18 protein-coding genes are annotated in these 17,824 nt (G+C 48.0%); 3 read left to right on the forward strand and 15 right to left on the reverse strand.

What is annotated here, in order from left to right; genetic code table 11:
* The 7 genes from rplB to ACZM6M_RS16370 all read right to left on the reverse strand — a co-directional run.
* Positions 1-803 (reverse strand): 50S ribosomal protein L2 (rplB, locus tag ACZM6M_RS16340; RefSeq protein ID WP_489490574.1); only part of this gene is annotated, 803 nt, incomplete at its 3' end.
* A 98-nt stretch (positions 804-901) separates the two neighbouring features.
* A complete protein-coding gene (gene rplW / locus ACZM6M_RS16345) occupies positions 902-1,201 on the reverse strand; it encodes a 50S ribosomal protein L23 (RefSeq protein ID WP_066550109.1) in 300 nt (99 codons plus the stop codon).
* Positions 1,201-1,821 (reverse strand): 50S ribosomal protein L4, encoded by a 621-nt coding sequence (gene rplD, locus ACZM6M_RS16350; RefSeq protein ID WP_066550111.1) that lies wholly within the window; start codon positions 1,819-1,821, stop codon positions 1,201-1,203. The genes rplW and rplD overlap by 1 nt, the downstream gene beginning before the upstream one ends.
* Positions 1,822-1,849: 28 nt before the next feature.
* Positions 1,850-2,485 carry a 50S ribosomal protein L3 gene (gene rplC, locus ACZM6M_RS16355; protein WP_066550115.1) on the reverse strand — a complete coding sequence of 212 codons (636 nt, stop codon included), beginning with the start codon at positions 2,483-2,485 and terminating at the stop codon, positions 1,850-1,852.
* A gap of 181 nt (positions 2,486-2,666) precedes the next feature.
* Entirely contained in the window at positions 2,667-2,984 is a 318-nt protein-coding gene (rpsJ, locus tag ACZM6M_RS16360) for a 30S ribosomal protein S10 (RefSeq protein ID WP_066550119.1), read from the reverse strand.
* A gap of 410 nt (positions 2,985-3,394) precedes the next feature.
* The gene (locus tag ACZM6M_RS16365) at positions 3,395-4,765 is read right to left on the reverse strand and encodes a PspC-like choline-binding domain-containing protein (RefSeq protein WP_418494462.1); all 1,371 of its coding nucleotides are present in this window, start codon (positions 4,763-4,765) and stop codon (positions 3,395-3,397) included.
* A 258-nt stretch (positions 4,766-5,023) separates the two neighbouring features.
* A complete protein-coding gene (locus tag ACZM6M_RS16370; protein ID WP_066550127.1) occupies positions 5,024-6,496 on the reverse strand; it encodes a PTS transporter subunit EIIC in 1,473 nt (490 codons plus the stop codon).
* 444 nt (positions 6,497-6,940) lie between these two features.
* On the opposite strand from ACZM6M_RS16370, the gene ACZM6M_RS16375 reads away from it, so the two are divergent.
* Positions 6,941-7,801, forward strand: a complete 861-nt coding sequence (locus ACZM6M_RS16375; protein WP_337934293.1) for a class I SAM-dependent methyltransferase — start codon at positions 6,941-6,943, stop codon at positions 7,799-7,801.
* Between the two features lie 483 nt (positions 7,802-8,284).
* On the opposite strand, the gene ACZM6M_RS16380 is transcribed toward ACZM6M_RS16375, so the two are convergent.
* The 6 genes from ACZM6M_RS16380 to scfA form a co-directional block, all read right to left on the reverse strand.
* The gene (locus tag ACZM6M_RS16380; protein WP_066550135.1) at positions 8,285-9,175 is read right to left on the reverse strand and encodes a S8 family peptidase; all 891 of its coding nucleotides are present in this window, start codon (positions 9,173-9,175) and stop codon (positions 8,285-8,287) included.
* Between the two features lie 245 nt (positions 9,176-9,420).
* The gene (locus ACZM6M_RS16385; protein WP_418494464.1) at positions 9,421-10,038 is read right to left on the reverse strand and encodes an HAD family hydrolase; all 618 of its coding nucleotides are present in this window, start codon (positions 10,036-10,038) and stop codon (positions 9,421-9,423) included.
* A gap of 73 nt (positions 10,039-10,111) precedes the next feature.
* Entirely contained in the window at positions 10,112-10,390 is a 279-nt protein-coding gene (gene yajC, locus ACZM6M_RS16390; RefSeq protein ID WP_066550140.1) for a preprotein translocase subunit YajC, read from the reverse strand.
* A 51-nt stretch (positions 10,391-10,441) separates the two neighbouring features.
* A complete protein-coding gene (gene tgt / locus ACZM6M_RS16395; RefSeq protein ID WP_482442897.1) occupies positions 10,442-11,578 on the reverse strand; it encodes a tRNA guanosine(34) transglycosylase Tgt in 1,137 nt (378 codons plus the stop codon).
* A 3-nt stretch (positions 11,579-11,581) separates the two neighbouring features.
* Positions 11,582-12,979 (reverse strand): thioether cross-link-forming SCIFF peptide maturase, encoded by a 1,398-nt coding sequence (gene scfB, locus ACZM6M_RS16400; RefSeq protein WP_066550145.1) that lies wholly within the window; start codon positions 12,977-12,979, stop codon positions 11,582-11,584.
* Positions 12,980-13,093: 114 nt separating this feature from the next.
* Positions 13,094-13,240, reverse strand: coding sequence for a six-cysteine ranthipeptide SCIFF (gene scfA, locus ACZM6M_RS16405; RefSeq protein WP_066550148.1), 147 nt, complete (start codon positions 13,238-13,240; stop codon positions 13,094-13,096).
* Positions 13,241-13,419: 179 nt separating this feature from the next.
* Here scfA and ACZM6M_RS16410 point away from each other — a divergent pair, with 179 nt between their 5' ends.
* On the forward strand, positions 13,420-13,782 hold the full coding sequence (locus ACZM6M_RS16410) for a TIGR04086 family membrane protein (protein ID WP_489490575.1): 363 nt from the start codon (positions 13,420-13,422) through the stop codon (positions 13,780-13,782).
* 1 nt (position 13,783) lies between these two features.
* Here ACZM6M_RS16410 and ACZM6M_RS16415 read toward each other — a convergent pair whose 3' ends face one another.
* On the reverse strand, positions 13,784-14,260 hold the full coding sequence (locus tag ACZM6M_RS16415) for a signal peptidase II (RefSeq protein ID WP_066550154.1): 477 nt from the start codon (positions 14,258-14,260) through the stop codon (positions 13,784-13,786).
* 362 nt (positions 14,261-14,622) lie between these two features.
* Between ACZM6M_RS16415 and ACZM6M_RS16420 the strand changes: the two genes are divergently transcribed.
* Positions 14,623-16,371, forward strand: coding sequence for a S8 family peptidase (locus ACZM6M_RS16420; RefSeq protein ID WP_489490576.1), 1,749 nt, complete (start codon positions 14,623-14,625; stop codon positions 16,369-16,371).
* 38 nt (positions 16,372-16,409) lie between these two features.
* Here the strand turns inward: ACZM6M_RS16420 and clpX are convergent, their stop codons facing one another.
* A complete protein-coding gene (gene clpX, locus ACZM6M_RS16425) occupies positions 16,410-17,792 on the reverse strand; it encodes an ATP-dependent Clp protease ATP-binding subunit ClpX (protein WP_489490579.1) in 1,383 nt (460 codons plus the stop codon).
* Positions 17,793-17,824 lie beyond the last annotated feature (32 nt).

A 17,824-nucleotide genomic window follows, 5' to 3' on the forward strand; every position in this document is an offset into this window, starting at 1 on the left:
TTAGACTGCTTGTTCTTCTTTCTGGTCTTCAGACCCAGAGCAGGCTTGCCCCATGGTGTGCATGGACCTGGACGGCCGATACCGGTCTTGCCCTCACCACCACCGTGTGGATGATCGTTGGGGTTCATTACGGAACCGCGAACGGTAGGTCTGATACCCATGTGACGTTTTCTACCAGCTTTACCAATGTTGATCAGGGAGTGTTCGCCATTGCCAACAACACCGATTGTTGCGCGGCAGATGATCGGAACCATTCTCATTTCACCGGAAGGTAAACGTAAGGTTGCATACTTGCCTTCCTTAGCCATCAGCTGTGCGGAATTTCCTGCGGAACGAACCAGCTGGCCGCCCTTGCCAGGATATAACTCAATATTGTGTACCTGTGTACCTACAGGAATGTGATACAGAGGCATGCAGTTACCAACCTTAGCTTCTGCATGGTCGCCGCTCATAACCTTCATTCCGTCAGTTAAGCCCTGAGGAGCGAGGATATAGGACTTTGTACCATCTGCATAGCAGATCAGTGCGATGTTAGCGCTTCTGTTAGGATCGTACTCGATACCGATAACAGTTGCGGGGATTCCATCCTTGCTGTTTCTCTTAAAGTCGATGATTCTATATTTTCTTCTGCTGCCGCCGCCTCTGTGACGAACAGTGATTTTACCCTGATTGTTACGACCAGCGTTCTTGTCCAGAGATACTACCAGAGACTTCTCTGGAGTTTTCTTTGTGATTTCCTTGAAATCAGAACCGGTCATATGTCTTCTGGAAGGTGTATAAGCATTATACTTCTTAATTCCCATGACATTGTACTCCTTTTCAAATTCTTTTCACGGTTTTAACAGCCGTATAAGTTCTCCGGCCGGGGCAGGCCCGGCGGGTGATATTGATGGACTTTTTATTACAGTCCCTGGAAGATCTCGATCTCCTTGCTGTCCTCAGTCAGCTTAACGATAGCCTTCTTGGTAGCAGCAGTCTTTCCGAAAGTCATTCCTCTTCTCTTTGTCTTGCCTTCGCTGTTCATGGTGTTTACGGAAGCAACCTTGGTGCCCGGGAACATCTTCTCAACAGCTTCTTTGATCATAGACTTGTTAGCGTCTACGTGTACCATGAATGTGTACTTCTTCTCACCCATGGCGTTCATGCTCTTCTCGGTGATAACCGGCTTTAAAATGACGTCATAGTACTTGATATCTGCCATTATGCGTACACCTCCTCGATGGATGCAACAGCTGCCTTAGTAGCAACTAAAGTGTTGTACTTCAGAATGTCGTATACGTTGATGGTTCCAACCTGAGCTGTCTTTACATCAGCAATGTTTCTAGCGGATAATACAGTGTTCTGATCGTTGTCAGCCAGAACTACCAGAGCCTTGGAAACATTTAAGTTGTTCATAACATTCTTGAAGTTCTTTGTCTTGATCTCGTCAAATTTTAACTCATCAACTACGATGAACTTGCCAGCCTGAACACGGCTTGTCAGAGCAGACTTAAGAGCAGCTCTCTTCTCCTTCTTGTTCAGGGTGATGGTGTAATCTCTTGGTGTCGGTGCGAATACTACGCCGCCGCCTGTCCACTGGGGAGCTCTTGTGGATCCCTGTCTTGCATGACCGGTTCCCTTCTGTCTCCAGGGCTTTCTTCCGCCGCCGGAAACCTCAGAACGTGTCTTTGCCTTCTGTGTTCCCTGACGCTTATTAGCAAGCTGTGCAACAACTGCAAGATGTACCAGGTGCTCGTTTACTTCTACGCCGAACACTGCATCGTTCAGTTCTAATGTGCCAACTTCCTTACCTTCCATATTGTAAACAGATACGTTTGCCATCTGTGAATTCCTCCTTTCCTATAAAAGCTTACCTTTCAACCTTAACGGCTTCTCTTACAGTAACCAGGCACTTCTTTGGTCCTGGAACTGCACCCTTAACCAGAATCAGGTTGTTCTCGGCATCAATCTTAACTACCTCAAGATTCTGAACAGTGATCTGCTTGTTGCCCATCTGTCCAGGCATTCCCTTGCCCTTGAATACGCGGCCTGGGGTGGTAGCGGAACCATTGGAACCCTGATGACGATGGAACTTGGAACCATGAGCCATAGGTCCTCTGTGCTGTCCATGTCTCTTGATCGCGCCCTGGAAGCCTTTACCCTTGGAAATAGCGGTTGCATCGATCTTATCGCCTGCTGCGAAGATGTCTGCCTTAATCTCATCCTTTACGGAATACTCTTCCGCATTCTCTAATCTGAACTCTCTTACATATCTCTTGTAAGATACGCCGGCCTTATCAAAGTGGCCCTTTACTGGCTTGCTGACTAATTTCTCTCTCTTGTCAACAAAACCAACCTGTACTGCTTTGTAACCGTCATTCTCTTCTGTCTTAACCTGTGTTACTACACAAGGGCCAGCCTGAAGTACGGTTACCGGAACTAATGCACCATTTTCATTGAAGATCTGGGTCATTCCGACTTTTGTTGCTAAAATCGCTTTCTTCATTGTCTTACCTCCTGTTTTCTTGATCTACAGCGGAATGCTTTCGCATTCATCCTAGAACAGTCTGATATAGGTGGAACACTATGAACCGTTTCCGGTATGTTGATTCCTACAGGAATGTAGTGTTGCTTTTATATAAAACCCTTCAGGATATAAACTAATTTAATTCGCTCGCTCCGGTTGATTATTTGGTCTTCATCTTGATGTCGATGAATACGCCAGCGGGCATTTCCAGTCTGGACAGTGCATCTACTGTCTTCTGGCTTGGAGCAGTGATGTCGATGAGTCTCTTGTGAGTTCTCTGCTCAAACTGCTCTCTGGAATCTTTGTACTTATGAACCGCACGCAGAATGGTTACAACCTCTTTCTTAGTTGGTAACGGCACCGGTCCGCTCACCTGAGATCCTGTCTTTTTTACTGTCTCGATGATCTTTCCAGCGGACTGATCTACTAACTGATGATCATAAGCTTTTAATGTGATTCTCATTACTTGACTTGCCATAAAAAAAGTCGCCTCCTTTTCGCACTTTATAAACCAAGTACGACAAGCGGTGACTGTACACGTTTCCGTGTGTGTCCTCACGGAACCCCACACTGATTCTGCTCTCTTTGCTGCAGTTTCTTTAATTGGTACAGTGACTTGTCGCCAGTTTCCTAACTTGACATTCGCTCCACGGAAAACCTGCCTTATGGTGGGCAGCAACCTCTCGCTTCTTTGCTATCATGTCACAGCTTTTCAAGGATAGCATATGTTTACAGGAAATGCAAGTACTTTTTTAAATTTTTTTAAATTTCCCCCAGACGGGGAAACAGCTGAAAAAACTCCCTTTCTGAAGGATCCCGGCTTCATCCCGGATCTTCTGTCCTATCAGAAAAGGAGTTTCTTCTATAATAATACGTTTCTCTTTAAAATCAATCCTCAAGACACAGCGGTTCAAGAGGCTCTGTCACATAGGAATCAATATCAGGATCATCATCTGCCGTACTTAAGATTCCCGATGAAGTCGTCTTAAACTTTACTCCGTCGCTATTCTTCACCGTGGTTCCCTTCATAAGCTTTCCCGAACCGTTGACTACATAATTTCCACCGTCCACCCGATAGCAGACATACTTCTGGCCGTCCTCAGCCGTTTGAAGCTTTCCTTTATAATAGAGACGGCCGTCCCGTACTCCCGTATATCCCCGTCCGTTATCGCTGAAATAGTAATCCGCTTTGGTTCCGTCATCCTCCTCTACGCTCATCTTTCCCTTCTGCACGCAGCTCTCGCTCTTGCTTCCAAAATAATAAGCAGTCCAGTCATCCTCACCGGAGCCTGTATAAACCTTTCGCAGTCCGTACACCGGATTTCCTTTTTCATTAAACAGATAAGTCTTTCCATTGATACGCGTCAGATCCTGTGTATCCAGACGGTCCGAATCTGCCGCCTTTGGCTTTCCGTTATTGGAAAAATAAAACCATTCCACATCGCCGTCATATCCGTCCAGATTCTCCGGCGGCTCGATGGAATACCAGCCGATCCGCGCCTTTCCGTCAGAGCCAAAATACATATAATCCTGAATCCCGCCGTCCCCATTATCCCGGACGTCCTTCCAGCCGATCTGCAAAATGCCGTCCTCGTCAAAGCAGTAATACGTTCCGTCAATCTTGCGGGTACCGTAATCATCTCCGGAATTGTCATCACTGGGAACATATTTCTTTCCATTGGTGCCAAAATAGAACCAGTAGCAGCCGTCCTCCCCGTACTCCACATTTCCCGTATCGTATCCGGGAACTACCTTGTTGATCTCTTCATCATATTCATCCGGAGGAATCAGCTTCTGCCAGCCTGTACGCATCACGCCGTCATCACCGGTATAATAGGTGTCATCCAGGATCCACCCCCGCTCCATGGCGCCGTTGCTGTCAAAATGATACCACTTGTCCGAAATTTTTTTCCAGGTATCCTCTACCTTCTTTCCGGAAGCCGAGAAATAATACCATTCGTCTTCTCCATCATCCTCAGGCACATGAAGCCATTTTTCTGTAACCATGATACCGTTGCTGTCTACATAGTATTCTCCGTCCACCCAGGAGTTGACCGCCATGATCCCGTTTCCGTCCAGATAACGCCTCTGCCCATCCGCTCCCTTTTTCCAATCGTTGTAGACTTTATTTCCATTGCTGTCATAATAGACCCAGTTTCCCTCTGCTTCCGCCCAGCCTTCTGCCCACGCTGTCAGATTGACTGTACCAGCCGACAGAAGAACCGCCGCAAGACACATTGCCGTCATCTTCCTCTTCATACACGCCTCTTTCTCCTTAAACGCCCTTCTTTCTTGAAAGAAATGCTTCTTTAAGGCCCTCATCTGCCTTCTATTGTATCAGGGGTTCTGCGTTCTTTCAACCGGAATTACCTTTCAATTCTATTACGAAAAACGTCTGCGGCATTTGAATCTCCCCCGCGGTCCGTTTTTAACATATTCCCCTCAAAAAAGAAACGGGCCGGACTCCCAGACGGAAGCCAGCCCATTTTCTATTAAATACTTTGATGAACGATTCGATTATTTCAGCATCTTCTTCATCTCATCTGCAACGAACTGTACCTTTGTACCCACAATTACCTGAATGGAATTCTTGCCTGGGCGGATCACACCAGCTACGCCTGCGGATTTGATCTTCTTCTCATCTACCACACTCTGATCCTTGATCTCCAGTCTCAGTCTTGTGATGCAGTTTTCCAGAGATTTTACATTTTCCTTGCCGCCAAGTCCTTCCAGAATCACAGAAGCAACCTCTGTATAATTGTTGTTTGCCAGAACAGCAGACTTCTCAGCCTCCAGATCGTCATCATCCTCGCGGCCCGGAGTCTTTAAATCAAACTTTACAATAGCAAAGCGGAATACCACATAGAATACCAGGAATGCTGCGATACCCAGCGGAAGGATCATCCATGTCTTCTGAGCTGCCGGAAGGGATGCGGAGAAGAACAGGTCAGTTGCGCCCGCGGAGAAGCTGAAGCCTGCGCGGAATCCAAGAATAGTTGTAACTGTGGTGAAAATTCCGTACAGCAGAGCGTAAACTACATACAGGCCGGGAGCCAGGAACATAAATCCAAACTCAAAGGGTTCTGTAACACCGCAGACAAATGCGCTGAGGGCTGCAGAAGCAACCAGACCGATCGCAACTTTTTTCTTTGTACTCTTTGCTGTCTGAACCATAGCCAAAGCAGCGCCTGGGATACCGAACATCATACATGGGAAGAAACCGGACATATACATACCAAGGCTCCATGTAACATCTGCAGATGTCTCGCCTGCCCAGAAATGGGACAGATCGCCCAGACCAATGGTATCAAACCAGAATACATTGTTTAATGCGTGATGCAGACCGGTTGGGATCAGCAGACGGTTTAAGAATGCATAAATACCTGCGCCGATCGCGCCCATGCCTGCAATACCGTTTCCGATTGCAACCAGACCGCCGAACAGAACCGGCCATACGAAAAGCAGGATAACAGAGGTGATAATTGCCACTACGCCTGCAATGATGGTTACGCAGCGCTTGCCGCTGAAGAAGGACAGCCAGTCTGGAAGCTGTGTTCCCTTAAACTTGTTGTAGCAGGTAGAACCGATGATACCGGAAAGAATACCGATAAATGGGTTTGCGATCTTGCTGAATGCCAGAGTCGTCTGCTGATCCTCAGCGATCGACGGCATCAGGGTAGTCACTACGCCTGTGGATAAAAGAGAGGTGATCATCAGCCAGGAAGCCAGAGCTGCAAGTCCGCCTGTACCGTCATGATCCTCAGATAACCCAACACCCACACCGATTACAAACAGGATCGCCATATTGTCAATCAGAGCGCCGCCTGCCTTTACCAGAAGGAAACCAATCTGCTGAAGGATTCCTTCAACCTCGCCGCCCTGCATGGTAGACGGGCAGAGATAATATCCGATTCCCATCAGGATACCACAGATCGGCAGACATGCTACAGGAAGCATCAGGGCCTTACCCAGTTTTTGTAAATACTTCATACTATGTACTCCTTTCTTTTATGGGAAATTTCCTTTTCGAATACTCTCCCATACTTGACCTAATGGATGATCCATTTGTGAAAATAAAAAACCGTTTTGTCTGATGGACGGACACGAATTAACAATTCATTTATAATTCCTCAACAAATACGGCCTTTTTGCATTGAAAAAATTTTCTTTTTAATCAATAACTTTCACTGGATTTTTCCATTTCTACTGACATAATATCAACATTTTATAAAAAAGTCAATCTGATTTTATACTTTTTTAATAATTCATACAGAAACTTTCAATTGTCTTTTCTTTATCTTTTGAAACCCACAGCACAGCGCTTGACGATGCAGTATTATTTGGACTATACTCATTAGGAATCAATCACAAAAACAGCGCCGTGCGCCGACACGGGCACTATATAATTCTGAAAGAAATGAGGTTTATCAATTTATGTGGCTTGCAGATGGATGGAACGATTATGAAGTGATCGACTGCTCTAAGGGCGAAAAGCTGGAGCGCTGGGGGGACTATCTCTTAGTGCGTCCCGACCCCCAGGTAATCTGGGATACGCCAAAAACTCACCGCGGATGGAAAAAAATGAACGGGCATTACCACCGCAGCAGCAAAGGCGGAGGCGAATGGGAATTTTTTGACCTGCCCCAGCAGTGGACCATTAATTACAAGGAACTGACCTTCAATTTAAAACCCTTCAGTTTTAAGCACACCGGCCTGTTTCCCGAGCAGGCTGCAAACTGGGACTGGTTTGGTGAAAAGATCCGCAGGGCCGGACGCCCTGTCAAGGTATTAAACCTGTTTGCCTACACCGGAGGCGCTACCCTGGCAGCCGCCAAGGCCGGAGCCAGCGTCACTCATGTAGACGCTTCCAAGGGCATGGTAACATGGGCCAAGGAAAACGCCCATTCCTCCGACCTTGCAGACGCCTCCATCCGCTGGATCGTAGATGACTGCGTTAAATTCGTAGAACGCGAAATCCGCAGAGGGAACCACTACGACGCCATCATCATGGATCCGCCCTCCTATGGGCGCGGTCCAAAAGGAGAAATCTGGAAAATCGAGGATGCGATCCATCCTCTGGTAAAGCTGTGCGTACAGCTCTTATCCGAAGATCCCCTTTTCTTCCTCATCAACTCCTACACCACCGGCCTTGCCCCTTCCGTTCTTTCCTATATGATGGGCGTAGAAATCGTACCGAAATTCGGCGGAACCGTCAAAGCCGACGAAGTAGGACTGCCCGTATCCCAAAACGGACTCACTCTCCCCTGCGGAGCTTCCGGACGCTGGGAGAAGTAAGAGAAATGCTGGAGAAACGCCGGAAGAAACATATCTCCGTTCAGGCGCGCTCTCGCTCGGAGAAATACGCAGCGGTACTAAGCTCGAAAAAACCTCGCTAAGTACCGGCGTCTTTCCACGGCCTTCACCAGAGATATGTTTCTTCCGGCTGGTGGCTCCTTGAATAGAGTAATAAGGTGCTCTCTGGCATAGGTTTTTCAGAAAGTCAAGGGAATTACCATCCCTCCCGAAGGGTATTCCCAAGCAGAAGCCATCCTCTCCAGGCGCATTGCGGAGGGGCGTGTCTGTCCCATTTACTTTCAGTATAATGACGCAGAATGAATTTTCAGCCTGCAAGGCGAAGGAATGAGGCGATGCGGTGGCATCGTCGATTGACGACAACGCAGCAGATGGAAATTCAGGCAAGTCATTATACGAAATGTGAGTGAGACAGCACACTACCCCCGTAGCCCCAGTGCCTGGAGGGGATGGCTTCTGCGGCCCCTACTGCAGCAGCTTCTGCACATCCAACGCCCCCCATCCCTGCTGATTTCTGGGAAGACCCAGATCTATGGCCCGTTCTCTGAGGCGGAGTTTTACATCCCGGTTGGTCATATCTGGGTATTTTTCCAGCAAAAGGGCAATGGCTCCTGATACCAAAGGCGTAGACATACTGGTGCCTGATTTGGCAAAATATGCTCCCGCCTCGTTCCCGCAGCTTACGATCCCGCATCCCGGCGCTACGATATCCGGCTTGCAAATGCAGCTGGCAGTAGGGCCACGGCCGGAGTAATCTACCATCCTGTTTCCCATCACCTCTACTTCCTTATGGTCGTCTGAACAGCCTACCGTTATGACTTTTCGGCTGATTCCCGGCGTGGTGACTGTCATAGGGCCGGGGCCGTGATTTCCGGCTGCCACAACGACCACCAGGCCATCATCCCAGGCCGCGTTTACCCCTTTAACAAGGGCAGAATTTTCCGTCATATCTCTCTTTGACAGAGAACCTACCGAAATATTTACAATCCGGATTCCCAAAAACTCTTTGTGGGAGCGGATCCAGCGGAGTCCGGAAAGCACATCTGAAGCATATCCATTTCCCCGATGGTCTAATACCTTTACGGAGATAATAGAGCAGCCAGGAGCCACTCCCCGGTATTTTCCTTCCATGGAAGCCCCGCTCCCTCCGATCATGGCGGCAACATGGGTTCCATGGCCATTGTCATCATAGGGTCTGTCTTTCCTGCGGACAAAATCCGCAAATCCCTTTACTCTATCCTTTAAATCCTCATGGAGAAAGATTCCCGTATCCAGGACAGCTACGCCTATGCCCCGTCCTGTAATCCCCATGGAATAAACCTGGTCGCAGTGAATATCCACTCTGGCTCGATTCACATCTTAAATACTCCTTTTTTGTTAGCCTATTCCACAGAGACATTCCATGTGCAGCCTGCACTGTTCCCTGAAACAGAAAAAACTCCGTACACCTGGTACGGAGCTTTTTTCTTAGGATTTAGGATTTTCAAAAAGGGTTGAAGGATAGTTATTAAACTTTCGTGCATTTCTTATGTACTTAGTATATCATGCCATCCCTGAAAATGTTTGAATGTTCTTTGAATAGATTATTAAGAAAATCTTAATTATCCTTTCTTAAGGGAAGCCAGACGAATTTTCAGCCGCTCTCTGTCACCGTCTGCAAAACAGTATCCATCCATGCCACAGGCTTTTGCACCCTGAATATTCCGTTCCAGATCATCGATAAAGAAACATTCCTCAGGCTTTAAACCAAAACGTTCAAAAAAATGCTCATACATTTCCTTCTGAGGCTTCATGCATTTTACTTCTGCGGAAAAGAAAATACCGTCAAAGCAGTCAATAGCCGGGATTACCTGATGATAGCAGGTCAAAAGGCGCACCGATGCATTGGAACAAAGATAGATGCGGTACCCCTCTTCCTTTAATTCCCTAACAAGTTCTTCCATCCCCTCTTTATGGTACATATTGTATTCATGCCAGTGGGCAAAGCTTTTTCTCGCCAGTTCCTTCTCCTCCTCCGTATCCAGCCGCGTCAGTATCTGGCTTAAACCTTCTTCCTCGGAAATAATCCCCATATCCAGCATAAGCCATTCCGGAGATACAAATACAGCCGTGCTGACCTTGCGGATCAGAGCCTCGTCTTCTGAAAAATGGCGGCAGACCCGGTCTCCCTCATATTCCACCAGTACCTTTCCCATATCAAATACGATATTTTTGATCATGATTCCTCTCCTTATTTACGTAAAAAGGGATGCCGAAAACCCGTAAGCTTTCCGGCATCCCCCTCAGTGACATTTATTTTGTCTCCGGCTTTTCAACCTGAACGATAGCAACCTTCTGCATCGGAATACGGCAGTTTTTGTTGCTGCCAAACTCTACGATCACTGTGTCATCAGTCATATCGATGATCACTCCGTAAAATCCGCTGCTTGTCAGGATGGTATCTCCAACAGCAACGCTTGCAAGCAGCTCCTGCTGTTTCTGTCTCTCTTTTTTCTGGGGACGAATTGCCATAAAATAAACAAGTGCTCCCAGGAAAATAATATAGAGAATAATTCCTCCCATTCCAGCCATGGTGTTTCCTCCTTCATACCTGCTGCTACATTGCCCCAGCAGTTTCTTTTATCAATCCTTCTGACCTGCCATGCCGGCCAGCTTAGCGGCTTTGTACTCGCTGTAGCGGTGTTCTTCAATGGCTTCCCGGATCTCTTCCATCATTTTATTATAAAAATACAAATTATGCAAGGTACATAATCTCATTCCCAGCATTTCTTTTGCCTTTAACAGATGGCGTATATATGCACGGCTGTAGGAACGGCAGGCAGGACACTGACAGCCTTCCTCAATCGGCCGGTGATCCAGCTCATATTTCTGGTTGAACAGATTCAGTTTGCCATGATTGGTATACACATGACCATGACGTCCGTTTCTGGACGGATAAACACAGTCAAAGAAATCAACCCCTCTGTCTACAGCCTCTAAAATATTGGCAGGAGTACCTACTCCCATAAGATAAACCGGTTTTTCCTCCGGCAGATGAGGAACAGTTACATCCAGAATGTGGTACATTTCCTCATGGGTCTCGCCTACGGCAAGTCCGCCGATGGCATAGCCGTCCAGATCCATCTCACGGATCGTTTTGGCATGGTCAATACGGATCTCATCAATCACACCGCCCTGGTTAATACCAAACAGAAGCTGTTCCCGGTTTACTGTATCCGGAAGAGAATTTAAACGAACCATCTCTGTTTTACACCGCTTCAGCCAGCGTGTTGTACGGTCTACAGACTTTCTGATATAGTCATAATCTGCATGGCTTGGCGGACATTCGTCAAAGGCCATGGCAATGGTAGAACCCAGATTGGACTGGATCTGCATACTCTCCTCAGGGCCCATAAAGATCTTATGTCCGTCAATATGAGAGCTGAAATATACACCCTCTTCCTTTATCTTTCTCAGATCTGTCAGAGAAAATACCTGAAAACCGCCGGAATCTGTAAGAATAGGCTTGTCCCAGTTCATAAACCTGTGCAGTCCTCCAAATTCCCGGATCAGCTTATCTCCAGTACGTACATGGAGATGGTATGTGTTGGACAGCTCTACCTGAGTGCCGATCTGGCGCAGATCGTCTGTAGATACAGCACCCTTGATCGCGCCTACTGTTCCTACATTCATAAACACCGGAGTCTGGATTGTACCGTGAACTGTTTCCATCACCGCACGCTTAGCCCGCCCATCCTTTGTAATTACCTGATATTTCATAAATTATTCCTCGTCAGCCAGAGCTGCTTTGATCATGATCGCGCACTCGATCCGTTTTTTCTGCATCTCGCAGCCGATCTCATATGCGCCGTTAATGGAACCGCTGAAATTGTAGGAATTGGCACTGCAGCCGCCGCTGCAGTAGAATCTGGCAAAGCAATCCTTGCAGCTTTCCTTTGCATATACGTTGCAAAGCTTAAACTCATTGCGTATTTCCTCATTTACAATGCCCGTATCTACGTTGCCCAGAAGGAACTCCTCATTTCCTACAAACTGATGGCAGGGGTAGAGATCACCCCATGGAGTAACTGCCAGATACTCTGTACCTGAACCACAGCCAGCCATACGCTTTGCAACACAGGGGCCTGCATTTAAGTCAATCATAAAGTGGAAGAAATTGAAGCCTCTTCCTTCTTTTTTACGCTTGATGTATTCTACTGCCAGCTTATCATACTCCTCAAGGATCTGGGGAATATCTTCCTCACGGATAGCGTAGTCCATCTCAGGCTCTGCAACAACCGGCTCCATGGACATCTGCTTAAAGCCCAGATCTGCATAGTGAAGCACATCCTTTGAAAAATCCAGGTTGTTTCTGGTAAAGGTGCCGCGGACATAGTAATCCATCTGGCCTCTGCTCTCAGCAAACTTCTGGAACTTTGGTACGATCAGGTCATAGCTTCCTGAACCGTTTCGGAAAGGACGCATCTTATCATTGACCTCCGGACGTCCGTCCAGGCTGAGAACCACATTACTCATCTCGCGGTTGCAGAACTCCATAATCTCATCATTCAGGAGCACGCCATTAGTAGTAAGCGTAAAACGGAAACGCTTATTGTGAGCCTCCTCCTGGGAGCGGCCGTACTCTACCAGCTGCTTCACAACCTTCCAGTTTAAAAGAGGCTCGCCGCCGAAGAAGTCAACCTCCAGATTGCGTCTGTTACCGGAATTGGCAATCAGGAAATCCAAAGCCTTTTTTCCCACCTCAAAGCTCATAAGAGCACGGCGGCCGTGATACTCGCCCTCGTCTGCAAAGCAGTAGCGGCAGGCCAGATTGCAGTCATGGGCAATGTGCAGGCAGAGAGCCTTTACCACTGTCTTTCTCTTCTTAAAGTCCATTACAAAATTCTTGTAAATGTCCTGAGTTAAAAGCTGCTCTGCATCAATGAGCTGCTGGATGTCCTCCAACGCCTCTGTCACTTCTTTTTCACTGTAAACTGCATCCAGTGTCTCATGAACCTTTGCAGTCACTTCTGCCGGAAGAGCCTGTGGCTTTTCCAGCTCCGGAATCTGCTCTGCCACCGCCTTGATGGCGTCATAGACAACCGGATCTACCACATGGACGGAACCGCTGTTTACGTCCAGAACAATATGATAACCATTGTTAATATACTGATGAATCAAAATTTATACTCTCTCTTTCTAAGGGCTGTCTGCCCCATATCTTTTACAGCAAAGGAAAGCCCCTATAATCCCGGTGACCATAGGGGCTTTGCAGCATAGGAAACGGACGCCGGATCAGCGGTCAGCGTTCTCGCAGCTCTGGTTTCCAACTGTACAGGAAGTCTTGCATGCAGACTGGCAGGAAGTCTGGCACTCGCCGCATCCGCCCTTCTTCATCGTATCCTTTAAGGTATTGGTATTCAAAGTCTTAACGTGCTTCATATCAGAGTACCTCCTTTTTTCCTTGTTTCTGTCCCTGAGGATATGCCCCAGAAACCGTTATCGTATGAATTATAACACAGCTTTCAGGGGCTTGCAATGGGATTTTGCTCCTGCCTGTCATATTTGTCTTCTCAATGGGATATATTTACACCATATCAATCATACCAGGAGGAATCCCTATGGAAAACGGCATTGTAAAACCCATGCTCCGCTCCCTTTTGATCTCCTACGTCCTCTCAGGGCTTCTGCTCGGCGCTCTGGCCTTTGCCCTGTATAAGCTGCGTTTAAAGGAAGGACAGGTAAATGTCATGGTCTATCTCGTCTATCTGGCCGCCTGTCTGGCAGGCGGAGCAGCAGCAGGAAAACGTCTGCGCCAGAGAAGGTTCTTCTGGGGACTGCTGTCAGGACTTTTTTACTTTCTCATCCTCTTCGCGGTCTCCTGGGCCATGAACCCCTGGTCCGCCCTTGACACAGAACGCTCCGTCACCGTAATGGCTGTCTGCGCCCTGGGAGGGATGCTTGGCGGAATGTTTTCTGCCTAAATCAATCTACTTTCTTTTTAAACTCCTCTCCCATTTCGCCTAAAAGAAACAAAGCTGTACCCAAAAATACAAACAGATCCCCAAGATTAAATACCACCTTCTTAATCCCTGGTAGTGAAAATGAAAAATAGTCCACCACATATCCCCGTTTAAAACGGTCATACAGGTTGCTTAACGCGCCTCCCAAAACCATAGAAAGCCCCACCTTCTGAATCCCGCAGCCCTTTCTCACCAAAAGCATGGAAAGCGCGCCAGCCACAGCAGAGGAAACAGCCAGAGGAACCGCTGTTACCAGCTGTGGCTTTTCCTTTAAAAAACCAAAAGGAAACCCATAATTATGATTCCTGTGAATACGGATCCGTCCCTTCGCTCCCGGCAGATCCCTTGGAAACTCCCCATCCGTTTCCTGCTCGATCTCACTCTTCATCCCCTGATCCAAAGCCGCAATCCCTCCCACAAGCCAAATCAGATACTTCATGCCAATCCCTCCTCTGTCAAATTTAATCTCTATCCTCATTCTACAACATCCCCCAAAAAACATCTACCCATTTCCCCACCAATTTCTCAACCCTCCCACCTCCCCCAGCCAGAAGTGAGGTTTCTATCCTGCCTTCTGAGCGACTTTGCAGGCTGTTAGAATGACTTAGAGGATAAAATTTTTCGTTAAGAGCCATATCAAACCTGTCCGAGCGCAGCGAGTTTTTGATATGGCTCTTGCTTTTAGAAAAATTTCAGCCTCTTAGACATTCTTGCAGCCGGAAACCGGAGCTCAGAAGGCAGGACAGAAACCGGACTCCCCGCATATACTAATCAAAACCCTCTTCCGGAGCCGTCCTTCCCATGCCCGACTGCCCTTTTAATCCCGCCGCTGAAAACATAGCCGATCTGATCTACCGCTTCGGATCTCTGCAATCTGAACGCTGGAACAACACGTCCTCCCTGTGTGCAGACTATGTGAGCAGCGATTATATCATTCTCCATATGCCTCTCACTCCTGATGCCGTATCCATGCGTGTACACCCCTACTATATGATTCCCTCGCTGTTTTCCCCTTTGGATTACAATGCCATGGAGGCATCAGGAATCCTCTCAGCCTTTAACTCCCCTGCACTTAACAACCAGGGAAAGGGCGTTCTCATTGGCCTGGTAGACACAGGAATTGATTACCGCTCTCCCCTATTTCAAAATCCCGACGGCACGACCCGTATTGCCGGAATCTGGGATCAGTCGGTTCCCATCGAGGAAGATGTACTGCCAGCCGGTGTGCCGGATTACTATCCAATGGGAGGATCCTCCTACGGCACGGAATACACCAGAGAACAGATCAACGAAGCTCTCGCCTCTGACGATCCCCTCTCCCTGGTTCCCACACAAGATACTATAGGACACGGCACCTTTCTGGCCGGACTGGCTGCAGGCAGCTCCATACCTCAGGAGGATTTTACGGGAGCAGCGCCAGAGGCAGAACTGGCAGTTGTAAAATTAAAGCCTGCAAAAAAATATCTCCGCGACTTCTATCTGATCCCTTCGGATGCTCCCGCCTTTCAAGAAAATGATATTATGATGGGGATCAAATACCTGCGCATGATGGCAGACCGTCTTAAAAAGCCTCTGGTGATCCTGCTGGCTATGGGTTCAAACTCCGGGAGCCATATCGGCACCTCCCCATTAAGCCAGGTCACTCAGAATTACAGCGGTTTTTTTGGCATCATCACCGTTATTGCAGGCGGAAATGAAACCGGAGCGGCCCATCATTTTTACGCTTCAATCCCTGCGGGCACTGAATATGAAGATGTGGAAATCAGAGTGGGAAAAGAAGAAGCAGAACGCGGCTTCGTGCTGGAGCTGTGGGCTGCGGACGCTGATACCTACACCGTAGGCTTTATCTCTCCCAGCGGAGAACGGATCAGCCGTATCCCTATTATCGCCAATAATGAAACTTCTATCCCTTTTCTTTTAGACGCTACAACTATCACTGTAAACTACCAGCTCATTGAGGCCGAATCCGGCAGCCAGCTGATTTTCATGCGCTTCCAGACGCCCGCAGCCGGTATCTGGACGGTGCGTGTATACAATACGCAGCGTTTTAAGGGAACCTTCCATATGTGGCTTCCTGTACAGGGAATGATTTCCGAGGAAACCGTCTTTCTGCGTCCCGATCCCTACAGCACCATCACTGTTCCCGGCAACTCCCGGCTTCCCATTACCGTAGGCGCCTATGATACGTCCACCGGAGGCATCTACATCCACTCCAGCCGCGGCTTTACTCCCAATCAGATCATCAAACCGGAGCTGGCCGCTCCGGGCGTCAACATCCTTGGCCCTTCCGTCGGCAGAAAGCCAGGAAGTGATACGCCCATGACAACACGCACCGGAACCTCGGCAGCGGCGGCAATCACCGCTGGAGCGGCCGCCAATCTTTTAGGCTGGGGCATTGTAGAAGGAAACTATCCTACCATGAGCGAGGCATCTGTAAAAAGCTACCTTATACGGGGAGCACAAAGAAATCCAGCGCTCACATACCCGAACCGTGAGTTTGGATATGGAACGCTGGATCTGTTTCAAACCTTTCTTCGTCTGCGGGAATAGCCATCCTGCAGCATGAGGGCAATATTGTATGCCAAATGCTAACCTCTCATCTGCACCAGAGGTCCTCCATTTTTTTCCAGATACGGCCTGGTAACTACCACGGAACCAATATTGGGATCTTTGGGGATCTCATACATGATATCCAGCATGAACTCCTCCAAAATTGCCCGCAGCGCTCTGGCTCCGGTGCCGCGCCGGATTGCTTCCTCTGCAATCCACTCCAGAGCATCCTCCTCAAAGACCAGCTTCACCTCATCCAGTGCCAGAAGCTTCTCATACTGGCGGAGAATAGCATTTTTCGGCTCCTGCAGAATACGGATCATCATATCCTTATCCAGTCCCTTTAACGTTACCGTTATGGGAAGACGGCCCAAAAACTCCGGAATCATGCCGAAGGTTCTCAGATCCTCGTTGGTTACATGGCTCAAAATGTCAGGATCATGATCAAAGGAATCCTTAAGCACTGCTCCAAAGCCCATGGCGGACTTCTTCGTAAGACGCTCCTTAATGATCCCCTCAAGGTCAGGGAACGCGCCTCCGCAGATAAACAGGATGTTGTCTGTATTTACCGTTGCCATGGGGGTCATGGCATTTTTCTGATTGGAGCCTACAGGTACCTCCACTGTGCTTCCTTCCAAAAGCTTTAAAAGCTCCTGCTGAACAGATTCACCGCTTACATCCCTGGTATTGGTCTGCTTCTTTTTGGCAATCTTATCAATTTCATCAATAAAGATAATCCCCTTCTGGGCCCGCTCCACATCATTGCCTGCAGCCGCCAGAAGCTTGGATACCACACTTTCGATGTCATCGCCAATATATCCGGCCTCTGTCAGAGAGGTAGCGTCTGCGATCGCTAACGGTACATCTAAAAGCTTTGCAAGCGTCTTTACCAGATAAGTCTTTCCGCTGCCCGTCGGTCCGATCATCAAAATGTTGGACTTTTCAATCACAATATCGTCACTGTCAGAGCCTTCTTTTCCCAGAAATGCTCTCTTATAATGGTTATATACGGCCACTGCCATAACCTTTTTAGCCTTTTCCTGTCCGATCACATAGGCATCCAGCTTTTCCTTAATCACATGAGGCGCAGGTATATCCTTCATGGTAAGCTGAGGCTGAGGCTCCTTACTCTTTTTAAGCTTCTGCTTTTTGGGGATCTCAGCCTTTGGAGGCATCTGGGACAGATCATTAAAGTTCAGATTCATATAGGGCATATTGGGAATCTGAGAAAGATCCATCCCGTTTTTCATCACAGAATCAAAAGCCTTCTGCATACAGTCATGGCACAGGTTCATGCCTCCCGGCATGGAAATCATGGGGCCCGTTTTACTCTCCGGCCTGCGGCACATATAGCAGACCTTTTCATATCCCTCATCCTCCCGGTCCTTTCCTTCGAACCGGGAAACGTCATTTTTCTCTATCTCTTTCTCTTCCAATGTAAATCTCCTCTCTC

The organism is Enterocloster sp., from assembly GCF_057861365.1.